This window comes from Glaciecola sp. MF2-115, from assembly GCF_047250385.1.
Taxonomy (GTDB): Bacteria; Pseudomonadota; Gammaproteobacteria; order Enterobacterales; family Alteromonadaceae; genus Glaciecola.
Genome location: NZ_JBLBVM010000054.1, coordinates 1 through 14,011 on the forward strand (window position 1 = coordinate 1; position 14,011 = coordinate 14,011).

The window sequence follows — 14,011 nt, forward strand, 5'->3', positions numbered from 1 at the left end:
AAGAGCTGATTTGTTTGATTATATAGAAATGTTCTATAATCCAACTCGACTGCACAGCCACCTTGGCTATGTGTCCCCCGATGAATATGAAAACACATATTCAAAGGCAAGCTGAATGTCTACTAAATTGGGGGAGGATCATTCAGCACGTACACTCTTGTCGACTCGTTCCAGCCAAAACAAACTACAGCAAGTCAATGCAAGTTCTTACCATGGCGAAGCGCCCACCATAGCAATGAATTAACACTGTTTGATGGGCTACCGCTCGAGTTAGGCATTTTATAAAAAGGATGGATACAGATAGCATGAGGATAAGCCCAAGCATTTCAATGCTGGGAGTAGAGTTCTAAAACACGTAAATACTTTTAACTTGTAGTTACGTACCTTTCAATCCGAATTACTTCTTGTTGCTTACAAGCTTTTCCTGCGTTGAAGTTTTTTGCTGGCTAACAAAAGAATCAGGCGTTTCAAGAATAATATGCTGCTGTTCAACGCCTCTATCCACGTTGTGCGTCAGTGTATTCATAATGCCCACAGGTGGTGCTGAAGGTGGTTGAACCATCCCACACCATGTGTTTCGGCCATTATCTTTTGAGCGATATAGCGCTTTATCCGCAAGTAAATGAACTTGCTCCCAACTTAACGAGTCAGGGCTGAAGTGAGCAAATGGATACATAGCGTAACCAATTGAGCTTGATAAATGCATTCGCTGTGAAAGCCCAATGTTGAATCCATATTTAGCAATGGTATCTCTAATTCTTTCCGCTAAGGCCGACACTTCACCTTTGTTGTACACCTTACCAATAACGATAAACTCATCTCCGCCCCAACGGACTACGATGTCATCTTCGCGACATACACTTTGCAATAATTCACCAACTTGAATAATTACCTTATCTCCAGCGTCATGACCATAAGTATCATTGATTGGCTTGAACCCATCCAAATCGAACATTAAGAAAAACAAACGCGGTCCTTCATATGGGTCACTGCCTTCCAAAGAAAGGTGTTCTCTGAACTCCTCCGCTACTTCAGTGCATTTATCTTTAATGATATTAGCAAGATAGCGGCGGTTGTGTAGACCGGTTAATTGGTCCGTCACACTAGCATTTAGCAATTGCTCGTTGGCGTCACTCAATTCAACTGTGCGTTTCTGAACTTCGTTTTCAAGCTCTAAGCGATAGGTTTCTTCTTTCTTGAGTTTGTTCAAATACGAGCGGTAAAGCCAGAAAGAGAGCACTAAGAAAACAATAAGGTAAACAGTATACGCCCACCAAGAAAACCATGGTGCAGGCAATACGGTTAGCATTATGCCAGCCCCATTTTCATTCCAAACACCATCATTGTTAGAAGCTTTTACCTTAAATACATAGTTGCCAGCGGGTAAGTTTGTGTAGGTTGCTTTTCGAACGTCACGCGCTTCTAACCAGTTAGCGTCAAAACCTTCTAGCTTGTATGCATAACGGTTATTGTCCGGGCTGGCAAAATCCAAACCAGCAAACTCGAAGGCAATAAAATAGTCTTTGTATGAAACGACAATCTTGTTCTGTTTGGTGCGTGAAGAACTCATCGTCGTCACTTCATTCAAACGTTGGAACTTAGTCAATACAACCGGTGGAACATGCTTGTTGGGCTCGATATCATCTGGGTAGAAAGCTGTAACTCCATTGGTGCCGCCGAAGAAAAACTTTCCATCTGGCATCTTATGATATGCGCCAGCGTTGAACTCGTTACCTTGGAGGCCATGTGAACTGTCATAGTTAAGCATTTGTCTCGTTATAGGATCAAACTTGGTCAATCCTCTGTTCGTACTTAGCCAGAACATACCATTGTTGTCTTCTAGGATACTATGTACGGTGCTGCTCGGTAGGCCTTGCTCACGATCTATACGCTCAAACTTATATGTGCCGCTTTGTCTATTTGCAGCTGATAAGAAATTGAGGCCACCTCCTGTGGTACCAATCCAAATATTACCTTTTTTATCTTCATGAACTGCCCAAACCTGATTATGTCCGAGTGAGCTAAAATCATCTTCTTTATTTTTAATGCGCTTAGAAGTGCCAAGAGCAGGGTTAAACAAATTAACACCTCCATCCCATGTACCCACCCATAACATTTTACGAGAGTCTTCGTAAACAACGGTTACGCGATTACTGCTTAAACTAAAGCCATTTTCTGATTTGTGTTCATAGCGACGAAATTTACCAGTTTCATTATCTAGCCTGTTTAGTCCGCCACCAAATGCACCCACCCAAATCTCACCTGATTCTGTGGCAAGGATAGAAGTCACCTGATTTGAACTAAGTGAACTTGAATCTTCTTTATCATTCTTATAATGAGTATGCTCACCAGTTGTCCTGTCGATGTAAGTGATGCCTTTACCTCGAATACCAACCCAAAGTTCGGATTTATTGCGAGCTGCTAGCGCTGTTATATTGTTGCCACTGATTGTGTTTTCGTTATTGGGGTCGTTTTTAAACTGTTCGATGTAACCAGAGATCAAATCTATTTTATTTAAACCGTCGACCGTTCCGACCCAAACACTATCATTACCAGCATCATGAATAGCGTTGATGCTCGGACTTGTTAAGCTTTTTTCAGTATTGGCTTGATAGCGGTAGTAGTCGAAGTTAGCCGTTGCAGTATTCCACTTGCTCAGCCCGCGGTATGTTCCTACCCAAAACACTCCGCCGTTATCTTGGTAGATACTGGTTATAATGTTATCAGAAATAGATTGGGAGTTATTAATGTCATAGCGCAGAACTTCAATGAAATTCTTATTTCTATCATACGAATATAGCCCAGAGTTTGTGCCAATCCACATCGTATGATTGCTGTCTTGATACATAGCCCTTACAGAGACATCATCTAGGCCTTCAATTTTGGTTAACTGCTTTTGTTGTCCTATTTCATTACCTAACTTAAGGTCCAGTACAAAAACACCTTTATTCAGCGTTCCTATCCAAAGCCTTTGGTCTGCATCAACTAAGATCTTAATGATTCGGTTTGCGATTACGTTGTCAGAGTTATCAAAATTTCGGTCGAATAAGGCCACTTCTTGAGTGTAGGTATCGTATCGGTAAAGACCGTGATTGTTAACCGCGATCCAAACACCATTTGTGATGTCTTCCGCGATTGACTCGATTCGTAAAGGAAGATCAGTTTTAATCCCCTTTAGCTCGATATAATCAAATGCATCTTTTACTGGATTGTAAAGGTTTAAACCATTTCCTGTTCCAACCCAAACGTTGTCCAAGCTATCAACAAATACCACCAAGGCATCATTTACAGTTTGTCCATTCGCTCCGATTAAGTTTTTATAACGTTTGAATGTTTGGGTCTCTTTATCAAAAACACTCACACCAGCGTTTGTCGCTATCCACAGCTTGCCGTCTGAAGTTTCGTCTATTGAGTCAATCCAAGAAGAGCCAATGCTATCAGGGTCTTTTATATTGTTTGAAAAGACTTTGAATTGGTAACCATCAAAACGGTTAAGGCCTTCTTGCGTGCCAAACCACATATAACCTTCGGCATCTTGATGAATAGCACGGACATTCTGTTGCGAAAGCCCCTGTTCTAGGCCTAAAGTTTCAAATCGTATATTATCCTGGCCGGCAAAAACGCTAGAAACAAAAGCAGATACGAATAGTATTGCTATTCGCAATGCTCGCTTCAGTAGTTTGTAGTTTCTATTCATTCGTTTGATTGCCGTAATTGTCTTGTTATTTAGTTTAGGAAACTGTTCATAAATTAAGTGATTTATCCTTGACCAGCGATAGTAAGGCATTTAAAAAGATAAATCAGTTAAGTTGCGTATTGTTTTCTATACGAGGTTACTTTTCTTTGCGGTATAAAAAGGGCCATCATATGACGGCCCTCATATTGATTGTACTAGGTCCTATTCAATAACTGGAACTGGTACTACTGGTGATTGTTCAACAACCCAAGCTTCTATTTCGTCTACGCCATCTTCTACAATGATAGCTGCGTCAGAAGCGCTGTTCGCTGATGCCGCCAGATCGCTGACTGCGTCACTATTATCCCAGCTTTCCATTAGCATGCCTGCGTCACCCCACTGGTTTCCTTCTGCAAAGACACCTGCATCGCCCCACTGGTTTCCTTCAATAAATATTCCTGCATCGCCCCACTGGTTTCCTTCAACTGAGATACCTGCGTCGCCCCACTGGTTACCTTCAGAGAAGATACCTGCATCGCCCCACTGATTACCTTCAGTGAAAATACCTGCATCGCCCCACTGATTGCCTTCCATTAAGATACCTGCATCACCCCATTGGTTACCTTCAGCATTGATACCTGCGTCGCCCCACTGATTGCCTTCTGACAATACAACGTCACCACCCAAGTAGATTTCAAATGAACCGTCATTTTTCAAACGAGCTGGACCAGAGTAATGCGTTGTGCCTGCTAAGTCAGCTTGAATATTAAGACCTCGGTTTGCACAACCTGTCTTTTGGCTTGCAACTGCAGCATATGCATTCACCATTCCATGCCCTTGCTCAAATGGGCTAAATGCCATTTTACCATTAGTAGTCGCAGCCATTTTAGCACTAGAAATGATACGGCATTTTACGTCGTCAGGACTTAGATAAGGGTTATATTGAAGCATTAATGCTGCAACACCTGAAACTACGGCTGAAGCTTGTGAAGTACCAGAAATTTCTTGATATTGCTCGCCTGTAAGGCTTTCAAAAAACTCGCCAAGTGCATATGTTTTGTCAACTTTAGATGCAATATGACCACCATAAGCCACAACCTCTGGCTTAACGAAGCCTTCTATAGTAGGACCTGTTGAAGAGAAAGTAGTTACACGGTCATCACTATAGTCAAACGGTGTGTAGCTATCTGTCATTGCACCAACAGTAATAATGTATGGATTGTTCCCGGGCACTGTGATGCTCATATCATTTTGACCAGAGTTCCCAGCTGAAGTAACAACAACAATTCCTGCTTCCCACAATTTAGATACTGCTTGGTTAATTGGGTCATCCCAATAATTAGATTGTACTTCGCTACCTAAAGAAAGGTTAAGGACTTTGATGTTGTAATAATTACGGTGGTGATAAATCCAGTTCAAACCATCTAATACTTTTGAGTAGCTACTTTGGCCATTTTGATCAAATGCCTTAACTGAGAGAAGATAAACGTCCGGAGCGATACCATTAAACTTACCATTTGGTGCTCTATAACTACTCGCAATTATCCCTGTAACATGACTTCCGTGACCATTGGTATCGTCATTTAACCATCTAGTTTGGACACCTTGAATTGCATCATACTTCGCATAGAATCTTTTATTAGCGTTAGAGTCGTATCTTAGACCGTCGCCATGCTCACCGCCTAAAATAGCTCCGCTATCAAGTACCGCAACAGTTACACCTTTACCTGTAATTCCAAGGTCGTGCAATTTGTCAGCCTCAACTTGAGTAGCAATATAGTTATCAATCGTGGGCGCCTTGCCATCAAGCAGGATGTTACCAAGTGACATGGTAGCTACTGAGCGGTCATCCTGTATACGCACATCATCTAATTTAGCGATAACTTCAGCTTGTGACGGTGTTAACACGGCACTGATTGCATTAATGATCGGGAATTCTCTTGAAACGCTACCGCCGACGCTGTTAACAGCTGTCTTAAGTGTTTCAGAGCCTTTACCTTGAACGATATATGATTTTGGTTGCTCTTTTTTACTTACTACTGCATTTTGATCTGCGTCAGAAAGAAAAAGGTTGGTAACACCGTTAGATGCAACTACTCCAGCGAGCCCTGTAAATGCAATGGATGCGAAGAGCATCGTTTTTACGTTATTGCTGATAGACATGTGTTTCTCCAATTAAAACTTTTTACTGCTTGTGTCTCTTAATGCACACAGTGTGCCAAGATCTAAATAAATTTTAAGGTGCTGAAATGCATGAAGTTTTTCTATTTATTCTATTTTTAGCCACTTTTTAACTTAAGCAGTGACTAAAAATCTGAATTAAAAAGTGGATATCTGATGTTTTGATTCATTATTTAAGTCATATGTAAATTCAAATTAAAAAATGAAACTAAGTTGGTGATAAAGGGGTTTCTTGATTACAATAACTTGAATCTCAAGGAGCTCGAATGAACAGGTTTTTAGTTACCGTAATCGTTATTATGGTTGTTGGCATCACCATATACAGTTATCAATCAATGAATGACGATTCAATTTATGAATTGGATGATGCGACTGAGCTTAGAGAAGATTCTAGTGAAGAAGTGAGTGCTACCACTGACGTCAACAAAAATAGCAATAACGTAATAAGTGCATCACAACAAGCTATCAAAAAGACCAGTCCTAAAAAAGACGAAAGTGGTATTGCTGATGAGGCTTTTCCTTTTGATATCAAATTGCTAGGTTTGGTTTATAGTAAGGACCCAAGTAAGAGTTACACTCAGTTAAATAATGAAGGTCAGATATCTGAGTTCGCTGTCGATGATCAAGTAAATGATACCTCCGTTTATGTGAAGCGAATTAATAAGAACTCGGTTGTATTAGAGTTTGAGTCCGTTGACTACGAACTAAGATTGGGTGAAACAAACAGTTTAGAAGAATCACAGCTGCTTGTTGAGTTTGACGAAATGACAGCTAAAGAAATAGGCTCACGTCCACGCAAGATCGAACACATTGTAAGGCTTTTACCAAACTTGTTTAATGATGGCGGTAAACTAATCATCCCAGGTCAAAACCCAGACTTGTTCAGTGCCGCTCGATTTAAGGAAGGCGACGTACTGTTGGAAGTAAACGACTTTGATATTGATGATGAAAGTAGCTTTGCTGAGCTTCAAAAGCACGTAAGAAACGCTCAAACTCTGAAGTTCGTTGTTAATCGAGCAGGACGACGAGTAACGCTTTACCTCGACATCCCCTCAGAAGCGCTAAAACTATAATTCTAATTAGGCGTTTGATTTACGATTTAGTATCTTTGGTAAATAACGCTTTTGCATTTGATACGCTATAAGCACAGCTAAAATCAATGCGCTTGCTTGGTAAATTATCCCCATCATATCTGAATGCTCACCGTGCGATAAATCAAGTTGCCAGTTAAAATAAGTAAACAACCAATCCAATAGCAACCCCGAGAGTACAGCACTTAGGACTATTGCAAGCAAATAAATAAGTAATTCCCTTTTACCAAGTTCATTTTTTATTACCATTAATGTAGCTATATTTGTTGCTGGGCCAGTTAGCATGAATACGAGAGCCGCTCCGGGCGATATACCAGACATTAGCAAACCCACGGCTATAGGCGTTGAAGCTGTTGCACAAACGTACATTGGAATTGAAATCAATACGATTAGTAACATCGCAAATACGCCTTGGCCATACTCAGTAAAAAATGAATCGGGCACGAAAGTGGTCACTAAGGAGGCAAAGAAAATACCTATTAAAAACCACACCATGAAGTCACGTAGTAATTGACCAAAGCCAAAGGTAAAAGACGAGCTTAACTTTTCCATTAAGGAGGTTTTTTTTACAACGGGCTTACTATGACAGCAGCTCTTAGTTTCAGATGTAGCCTCCTCGATTGGTTTGTCTGTTTTGTCTTCATTACCCAATAATTGAACCATAAAGCCAGCGCATATAGCCGAGAATATTGCAGCGACCGGCCTAGCGATTGCCATAACTGGGCCCATTAAAGCGTAAGTAATACCTACAGAATCTACTCCGGTTTCTGGTGTTGCAACTAGAAAGCTTGCGGTACTTGCCTTACTCGCACCACTGCGTCGTATACCCATAGCAACGGGTATTACTGAACATGAGCATAATGGTAGTGGTGCGCCAATTAGCGCAGCATTTACGATAGATCCCCTTTGGCCCAAAGTTTTCTCAACCCAATTTTTGGGTATAAACTGATGAATAATGCCCGCGAGCAGCATTCCAGCGAGTAAGAAAGGGGCTGATTCAACGAACAGCAAAATAAAATTATTTAAGATGGTCATACTAACTGTCCTTCTCTAAGGTAGAGATAATAGAACAAAATTCGGCGCTTTCCTGTCCACCACAGCAAAAGGCTTGTAGTTCTTGTAATGTACTTTGCATTCTCGTCAGTTTTTCTATTTGCTCTGCGAGTTCCACAATCTTAATTTTTGTAATTTCCTTTGCTTCCGCACAGACATGTTGAGTTTTATCGTTTTTAATTGCGAGTAACGAGGCTGTTTCCGCTAGGCTAAATCCACATTCTTTGCTTCTTTTTATAAATTTAGCCGTTGTAAGATCGTCTTTAGAGTAAATACGATAGTTACTCTCACTGCGATGGGCGGGCGTTAGCAAGCCTAATTTTTCGTAATAACGTAACGTATAGGCACTAATGCCACTCAGTTTTGCTAATTCATTTATTTTCACATCAAAACCCGAACTTGTAATGTATGGGGGAGGATTATAGACCTTAGAGTAGCATCTAAGGTCAAGGCTTTGATCAATTTTTATTTAGAACAAAAAAAAGGCGCTAACCTCGAAAGGTAGCGCCTTTATCATATTGCTTTAAATTAAGCTTTAACTACAACGTCAACTAACTTCCAAGTCTTAGACTTAGATAGAGGACGACATTCAGTAATAGTTACTACGTCGCCTTCATTACACACGTTAGCTTCGTCGTGTGCGTGTAGCTTAGTTGAGCGCTTGATAAACTTCCCATAAATTGGGTGCTTAACAGTTCTCTCAACCATAACAGTGATGGTTTTATCCATCTTGTTACTAGTTACACGGCCTTGTACTGTACGAATTTTCTGTTCAGTCATTACGCGTTAGCCTTCTGAGTTAAAATAGTTTTAACACGTGCGATGCTACGACGTACTGTTCTTATTTCGTCAGTTTTTTCAAGCTGACCAGTAGAATGTTGCATGCGAAGATTGAATTGTGCTTTAAGAAGCTCAATCAATTCTGCGTTTAACTCTTCTACGCTTTTTTCTCTAAGTTCAGTCGCTTTCATTACATCACCGTCCGAGTTACAAAGGTTGTTTTAAATGGCAATTTCGCCGCAGCCAATGCAAACGCTTCACGAGCTATAGATTCTGGAACACCTTCCATTTCATATAACACGCGTCCTGGTTGAATTTGGCATACCCAGTACTCAACGTTACCTTTACCTTTACCTTGACGAACTTCCAAAGGTTTTTCAGTAATTGGCTTATCAGGGAAAACTCGAATCCAAATTTTACCCTGACGTTTAACGTGACGAGTCATGGCACGACGAGCCGCTTCGATTTGGCGAGCAGTCATACGACCACGACCAACCGATTTAAGACCATATGTCCCGAAGCTTACTTTGCTGCCCGCAATAGCAAGACCACGGTTACGACCTTTATGCATTTTACGAAATTTCGTACGCTTTGGTTGTAACATGATTAGCCCTCTCGTTTAGCGTTGCGGCCTTTCTTCTTAGGTGCAGGAGCTGGTTGCTCTTGTGTAAGAGGCAAACCGCCTAATACTTCACCCTTAAAGATCCAGACTTTCACGCCAATGATACCGTAAGTCGTAGCTGCTTCAGACGTTGCATAGTCGATGTCAGCACGGAAAGTGTGCAAAGGTACGCGACCTTCACGATACCATTCAGCACGTGCGATTTCTGCACCACCTAAACGGCCACTTACTTGAACTTTGATACCAAGTGCACCTAAACGCATTGCATTTTGTACGGCACGCTTCATAGCGCGACGGAACATAACACGACGTTCAAGCTGGCTTGAAATGCTGTCAGCTACAAGCTGTGCATCTAGCTCAGGTTTACGAACTTCAGCAATATTGATCTGAGCTGGCACACCGGCTAGCTTAGAAACATGATTGCGAAGCTTCTCTACGTCTTCTCCCTTCTTACCGATAACAACACCAGGGCGAGCAGTGTGAATAGTCACACGGATACTCTTAGCTGGACGTTCGATAACGATTTTCGAAAGTGACGCGCTCTTTAACTGTTTCGTCAAATATTGACGGACCTGGTGGTCATTAAACAAGTTATCTGCATACTCTGCTGTATTAGCGTACCAAGTAGATGTCCATGGTTTGCTGATACCCAGGCGTATACCGGTAGGATGAACTTTCTGTCCCATAATCTACTCCTAGTTATCCGCCACAACCACAGTAATGTGACTGCTACGCTTAAAGATACGATCAGCACGGCCTTTAGCACGTGTCTTGATTCGCTTCATAGTCGGGCCTTCATCAACAAAGATTTTAGCTACCGACAACTCGTCGATATCTGCACCTTCATTGTTTTCAGCGTTGGCAATTGCTGATTCAAGAACTTTCTTGACCAACGCAGCGCTTTTCTTTGGACTATACGTTAAAATTTCTAAAGCTTTTTCAACGTGCAATCCGCGGATCTGATCTGCTACCAAGCGAGCCTTTTGAGGTGACGTACGAGCATGACGATGTTTAGCTATTGCTTCCATATTCTAGTCTCCTTATCTCTTGGCTTTCTTATCTGCGACATGGCCGCGATAAGTACGCGTTGGCGCAAATTCGCCCAACTTATGGCCAACCATTTCGTCACTGACGAAAACAGGTACGTGCTGGCGACCGTTATGAACCGCAATGGTCAACCCAATCATATCTGGGATGATCATGGAGCGACGAGACCAAGTCTTAATTGGTTTCTTTTCGCCCTTTTCCACTGCAGCTTCTACCTTCTTCAGCAAGTGCAGGTCAATAAAAGGACCTTTCTTGAGAGAACGTGGCATGGTGAATCCTCGCTGTTATTTATTACGACGACGTACGATAAGTTTATCGGTACGCTTATTACTTCGGGTTTTCTTACCTTTCGTAGGAACACCCCAAGGTGATACTGGATGACGACCACCAGAAGTACGACCTTCACCACCACCGTGCGGGTGATCAACCGGGTTCATGGCAACACCACGAACTGTTGGTCTAACACCACGCCAGCGAGTAGCACCGGCCTTACCTAGTGAACGAAGCATATGCTCAGCGTTACCAACTTCACCGATAGTCGCACGGCAATCAGCTAACACTTTACGTACTTCACCAGAACGAAGACGTAGTGTTATGTACGCTCCATCACGGGCAAGTATTTGTGCATATTGACCAGCAGAGCGTGCAATTTGTGCACCTTTACCTGGCTTCATTTCAATCGCATGTACTGTTGAACCTACAGGGATGCTGCGCATAGGCATAGCATTACCTGCTTTAATAGGTGCATCAGAACCAGATTGGATAGCATCGCCTGCTTTAGCGCCTTTCGGTGCTAAAATATAACGACGCTCACCGTCTGCGTATAATACCAAAGCGATATTAGACGAACGGTTTGGATCATATTCTAAACGCTCAATTTTAGCTGGAATACCGTCTTTATTACGTTTGAAGTCAATCATACGATAGTGTTGCTTGTGACCACCACCGATGTGACGAACAGTAATACGACCATTGTTATTACGGCCACCAGATTTGCTTAGTTTATCTAATAAAGGAGCATGTGGAGCACCTTTATGCAAATCAGGGTTGATGACCTGAACAACGTGACGACGTCCTGCAGAAGTTGGCTTAGCTTTCAATAATGGCATTTCTAATCCCCTTCTTACTCAGCTGAACCGACGAAGTCGATATCCTGACCTTCTTTAAGCAATACATATGCTTTTTTCCAGTCACTGCGTTTGCCAAAAGACTGTCCGTGGCGCTTAGTTTTACCTTTGCACAACACGGTACGAACAGAGTTCACTTCAACTTCAAACAATTTTTCAACTGCAGCTTTGATCTCTGCTTTGTTCGCGTCTTTAAGAACTTTAAAAACAACTGTGTTGCTTGCTTCAGCAGCCATAGTCGCTTTCTCTGAAACATGAGGTGCTAAAAGCACTTTTAATAAACGTTCTTCGTTCATGCTAATGCCTCCTCAAGTTGTTTCACTGCATCAGCTGTAATCAACACTTTATCAAATGCGATTAAGCTTACAGGGTCAATTCCTTGAACGTCGCGAACGTCAACTTTGTAAAGGTTACGTGAAGCTAAGAACAAGTTCTCATCGACTTCAGGAGTAACAATCAATACATCAGTTAAGCCGTATTCATTCAATTTCGCTAAAAGTTCTTTCGTTTTTGGCGCTTCAACACCAAAACTTTCTACAACGATTAAGCGTTCTTGACGTACCAATTCAGATAGGATGCTTTGTATCGCACCACGGTACATCTTTTTATTAACTTTTTGGTCAAAGTCACGAGGCTTTGCAGCAAATGCACGACCACCACCAACCCAAATTGGGCTTCGGATAGTACCAGCACGAGCGCGGCCAGTTCCTTTTTGACGCCATGGCTTCTTACCGCCACCGCGTACTTCTGCGCGTGTTTTTTGCGCTTTAGTACCCTGACGAGCACCTGCACCGAATGCAACAACCACTTGATGTACAAGTGCTTCGTTGAATTCACGTCCAAAGGTAGCGTCGGATACTTCAAGAGCGCCTTTCGCGTCTTTAAATGATAATTCCATGATAACTCCCAGACGTTACGCTTTAAGTGCTGGCTTGACGATAACGTCGCTGCCAGTAGCGCCAGGTACGGCACCTTTAATTAATAACAGGTTGTTTTCAGCATCAACACGTACAAGTTCTAAAGACTGAGTGGTGATTCGCTTGTTACCAAGTTGACCAGCCATTTTCTTGCCTTTAAATACTTTACCAGGTGATTGGTTTTGACCAATTGAACCTGGAGCACGGTGAGATAGTGAGTTACCGTGAGTCATACGCTGTGAACTAAAGTTCCAACGTTTGATTACACCGGCAAAACCTTTACCTTTAGATGTTCCTGCTACATCAACCTTTTTCGTGTCATTGAAGATTTCAACAGTGATTTCACTGCCCACTTCAATATCGCCACCTTCATTTTCATTAAGGCGGAATTCCCACAAGCCGCGACCTGCTTCAACACCAGCTTTTGCAAAATGACCTGCAGAAGCTTTATTGACGCGGTTGGCTTTTTTATCGCCAGCGGTAACTTGTAGTGCACGATAACCGTCAGTTTCTTCAGTACGTAACTGAGTCACACGGTTAGGGGTCGCTTCAATAACAGTTACAGGGATAGATACGCCATCTTCTGTGAAGATGCGAGTCATGCCCACTTTACGACCGATAAGACCAATCGACATTGTTATTACCCTCTCTTGTTAGCCCAGGCTGATTTGAACATCAACGCCGGCAGCCAAGTCCAATCTCATCAATGCATCAACTGTTTTATCAGTTGGTTCAATGATATCTACTAAACGTTTGTGTGTGCGGATTTCGTACTGATCTCGTGCGTCTTTATTAACGTGCGGAGAAGTTAGAACCGTGTAACGCTCTTTGCGTGTTGGTAAAGGAATAGGACCCGATACTTGTGCGCCAGTGCGTTTAGCGGTTTCTACAATCTCAGCAGTAGACTGATCGATCAACTTGTGATCAAACGCTTTTAAACGAATACGAATTCTTTGATTTGGCATCGATTAAGCTCCAATCGAAAGAACAAAAAAATACATCCCTTCACTCCTTATTGCTTTATAAAAAAGCGTGGATGAAAAGATGTGCGTAAACCATTGACCTACAATTGAGGTCTTGTTCATATGTTAGCGTGCTGGAAGCGCTTAGCTTAAGAAGGTATATAAATACAAGCTTAATCAAGTTGCTCACTGCGTGGCGTATAACTAAAGAAGCATAAGCTTGTTGACCTAGTTATTCGACCCGCTAAACAATGTCTTTTATGAGGGGCTTTAAAAGCACCTGTGGAGACAGTGGGCGCAGATTATACAGAGATTGAGCTATATGGCAAGTGCTAATACTGCTTAATTAAAGAAGGGGAGAAATAAAGTCTTATTGAGCTTATTATTAAGATAACTTAATGCCTACTTTCAGTGAGGTAGGTATAGTCGTAGTTAATGTGCTTGAGTGTATAGTAGCTGAATGCGTAATAGATGAATCCGTAGTAGATGAGCGTATAGTGGCAGACCAAATATTTAACTAACTGTCCGACTAGTCGTATTAATTTACTAAACTTA

The 14,011-nt window shown here is 41.9% G+C and carries 18 protein-coding genes; 3 read left to right on the plus strand and 15 right to left on the minus strand.

Annotation, left to right across the window (positions count from 1 at the left end):
* Both ACKLNX_RS11955 and ACKLNX_RS11960 read left to right on the plus strand, forming a co-directional pair.
* On the plus strand, positions 1–115 hold a 115-nt coding region (locus ACKLNX_RS11955), incomplete at its 5' end, for an IS3 family transposase (protein WP_412972700.1).
* Complete coding sequence (locus tag ACKLNX_RS11960) at positions 116–244, plus strand: hypothetical protein (protein WP_412972522.1); 129 nt, start codon at positions 116–118, stop codon at positions 242–244. It abuts the gene before it with no gap.
* 153 nt (positions 245–397) lie between these two features.
* Here the strand turns inward: ACKLNX_RS11960 and ACKLNX_RS11965 are convergent, their stop codons facing one another.
* Together ACKLNX_RS11965 and ACKLNX_RS11970 are read right to left on the minus strand one after the other, a co-directional pair.
* Complete coding sequence (locus ACKLNX_RS11965; protein ID WP_412972523.1) at positions 398–3,697, minus strand: two-component regulator propeller domain-containing protein; 3,300 nt, start codon at positions 3,695–3,697, stop codon at positions 398–400.
* A 201-nt stretch (positions 3,698–3,898) separates the two neighbouring features.
* A complete protein-coding gene (locus tag ACKLNX_RS11970; protein ID WP_412972524.1) occupies positions 3,899–5,839 on the minus strand; it encodes a S8 family peptidase in 1,941 nt (646 codons plus the stop codon).
* Positions 5,840–6,123: 284 nt separating this feature from the next.
* Between ACKLNX_RS11970 and ACKLNX_RS11975 the strand changes: the two genes are divergently transcribed.
* The gene (locus ACKLNX_RS11975; RefSeq protein WP_412972525.1) at positions 6,124–6,930 is read left to right on the plus strand and encodes a hypothetical protein; all 807 of its coding nucleotides are present in this window, start codon (positions 6,124–6,126) and stop codon (positions 6,928–6,930) included.
* Between the two features lie 6 nt (positions 6,931–6,936).
* On the opposite strand, the gene ACKLNX_RS11980 is transcribed toward ACKLNX_RS11975, so the two are convergent.
* The 13 genes from ACKLNX_RS11980 to rpsJ form a co-directional block, all read right to left on the minus strand.
* Positions 6,937–7,983, minus strand: coding sequence for an SO_0444 family Cu/Zn efflux transporter (locus tag ACKLNX_RS11980; protein ID WP_412972526.1), 1,047 nt, complete (start codon positions 7,981–7,983; stop codon positions 6,937–6,939).
* 1 nt (position 7,984) lies between these two features.
* Positions 7,985–8,386, minus strand: coding sequence for a Zn(2+)-responsive transcriptional regulator (zntR, locus tag ACKLNX_RS11985; RefSeq protein WP_412972527.1), 402 nt, complete (start codon positions 8,384–8,386; stop codon positions 7,985–7,987).
* Between the two features lie 143 nt (positions 8,387–8,529).
* Positions 8,530–8,781, minus strand: a complete 252-nt coding sequence (gene rpsQ / locus ACKLNX_RS11990) for a 30S ribosomal protein S17 (RefSeq protein ID WP_411692591.1) — start codon at positions 8,779–8,781, stop codon at positions 8,530–8,532.
* Entirely contained in the window at positions 8,781–8,972 is a 192-nt protein-coding gene (gene rpmC / locus ACKLNX_RS11995; protein WP_411692590.1) for a 50S ribosomal protein L29, read from the minus strand. Before rpmC ends, rpsQ begins: the two co-directional genes overlap by 1 nt.
* On the minus strand, positions 8,972–9,385 hold the full coding sequence (rplP, locus tag ACKLNX_RS12000) for a 50S ribosomal protein L16 (protein ID WP_411692589.1): 414 nt from the start codon (positions 9,383–9,385) through the stop codon (positions 8,972–8,974). The genes rpmC and rplP overlap by 1 nt, the downstream gene beginning before the upstream one ends.
* A gap of 2 nt (positions 9,386–9,387) precedes the next feature.
* A complete protein-coding gene (gene rpsC / locus ACKLNX_RS12005; protein WP_006012777.1) occupies positions 9,388–10,089 on the minus strand; it encodes a 30S ribosomal protein S3 in 702 nt (233 codons plus the stop codon).
* Positions 10,090–10,098: 9 nt separating this feature from the next.
* A complete protein-coding gene (rplV, locus tag ACKLNX_RS12010) occupies positions 10,099–10,431 on the minus strand; it encodes a 50S ribosomal protein L22 (RefSeq protein ID WP_411692588.1) in 333 nt (110 codons plus the stop codon).
* 12 nt (positions 10,432–10,443) lie between these two features.
* Positions 10,444–10,719 (minus strand): 30S ribosomal protein S19, encoded by a 276-nt coding sequence (rpsS, locus tag ACKLNX_RS12015; RefSeq protein WP_014107406.1) that lies wholly within the window; start codon positions 10,717–10,719, stop codon positions 10,444–10,446.
* A 15-nt stretch (positions 10,720–10,734) separates the two neighbouring features.
* The gene (gene rplB, locus ACKLNX_RS12020) at positions 10,735–11,559 is read right to left on the minus strand and encodes a 50S ribosomal protein L2 (RefSeq protein WP_411692587.1); all 825 of its coding nucleotides are present in this window, start codon (positions 11,557–11,559) and stop codon (positions 10,735–10,737) included.
* Between the two features lie 14 nt (positions 11,560–11,573).
* Positions 11,574–11,873, minus strand: coding sequence for a 50S ribosomal protein L23 (rplW, locus tag ACKLNX_RS12025; RefSeq protein ID WP_411692586.1), 300 nt, complete (start codon positions 11,871–11,873; stop codon positions 11,574–11,576).
* Positions 11,870–12,475, minus strand: a complete 606-nt coding sequence (gene rplD / locus ACKLNX_RS12030) for a 50S ribosomal protein L4 (RefSeq protein ID WP_411692585.1) — start codon at positions 12,473–12,475, stop codon at positions 11,870–11,872. Before rplD ends, rplW begins: the two co-directional genes overlap by 4 nt.
* Before the next feature lie 15 nt (positions 12,476–12,490).
* Positions 12,491–13,129: a 50S ribosomal protein L3 gene (gene rplC, locus ACKLNX_RS12035; RefSeq protein ID WP_411692584.1), complete on the minus strand. Its 639-nt coding sequence runs from the start codon at positions 13,127–13,129 to the stop codon at positions 12,491–12,493.
* An 18-nt stretch (positions 13,130–13,147) separates the two neighbouring features.
* Entirely contained in the window at positions 13,148–13,459 is a 312-nt protein-coding gene (rpsJ, locus tag ACKLNX_RS12040; protein WP_006012796.1) for a 30S ribosomal protein S10, read from the minus strand.
* Positions 13,460–14,011: the final 552 nt, after the last annotated feature.

What these genes read in the sequence shown, in the direction of transcription:
- ACKLNX_RS11975 (WP_412972525.1), top strand. Translation starts at nt 6,124, where the DNA reads ATGAACAGGTTTTTAGTTACCGTAATCGTTATTATGGTTGTTGGCATC.
- ACKLNX_RS11970 (WP_412972524.1), bottom strand. Translation starts at nt 5,839, where the DNA reads ATGTCTATCAGCAATAACGTAAAAACGATGCTCTTCGCATCCATTGCA.
- rpsS (WP_014107406.1), bottom strand. Translation starts at nt 10,719, where the DNA reads ATGCCACGTTCTCTCAAGAAAGGTCCTTTTATTGACCTGCACTTGCTG.
- ACKLNX_RS11960 (WP_412972522.1), top strand. Translation starts at nt 116, where the DNA reads ATGTCTACTAAATTGGGGGAGGATCATTCAGCACGTACACTCTTGTCG.
- ACKLNX_RS11965 (WP_412972523.1), bottom strand. Translation starts at nt 3,697, where the DNA reads ATGAATAGAAACTACAAACTACTGAAGCGAGCATTGCGAATAGCAATA.
- rplV (WP_411692588.1), bottom strand. Translation starts at nt 10,431, where the DNA reads ATGGAAGCAATAGCTAAACATCGTCATGCTCGTACGTCACCTCAAAAG.
- ACKLNX_RS11980 (WP_412972526.1), bottom strand. Translation starts at nt 7,983, where the DNA reads ATGACCATCTTAAATAATTTTATTTTGCTGTTCGTTGAATCAGCCCCT.
- rplC (WP_411692584.1), bottom strand. Translation starts at nt 13,129, where the DNA reads ATGTCGATTGGTCTTATCGGTCGTAAAGTGGGCATGACTCGCATCTTC.
- rplB (WP_411692587.1), bottom strand. Translation starts at nt 11,559, where the DNA reads ATGCCATTATTGAAAGCTAAGCCAACTTCTGCAGGACGTCGTCACGTT.
- rpsC (WP_006012777.1), bottom strand. Translation starts at nt 10,089, where the DNA reads ATGGGACAGAAAGTTCATCCTACCGGTATACGCCTGGGTATCAGCAAA.
- rplW (WP_411692586.1), bottom strand. Translation starts at nt 11,873, where the DNA reads ATGAACGAAGAACGTTTATTAAAAGTGCTTTTAGCACCTCATGTTTCA.
- rplD (WP_411692585.1), bottom strand. Translation starts at nt 12,475, where the DNA reads ATGGAATTATCATTTAAAGACGCGAAAGGCGCTCTTGAAGTATCCGAC.
- rpmC (WP_411692590.1), bottom strand. Translation starts at nt 8,972, where the DNA reads ATGAAAGCGACTGAACTTAGAGAAAAAAGCGTAGAAGAGTTAAACGCA.
- rpsQ (WP_411692591.1), bottom strand. Translation starts at nt 8,781, where the DNA reads ATGACTGAACAGAAAATTCGTACAGTACAAGGCCGTGTAACTAGTAAC.
- rpsJ (WP_006012796.1), bottom strand. Translation starts at nt 13,459, where the DNA reads ATGCCAAATCAAAGAATTCGTATTCGTTTAAAAGCGTTTGATCACAAG.
- rplP (WP_411692589.1), bottom strand. Translation starts at nt 9,385, where the DNA reads ATGTTACAACCAAAGCGTACGAAATTTCGTAAAATGCATAAAGGTCGT.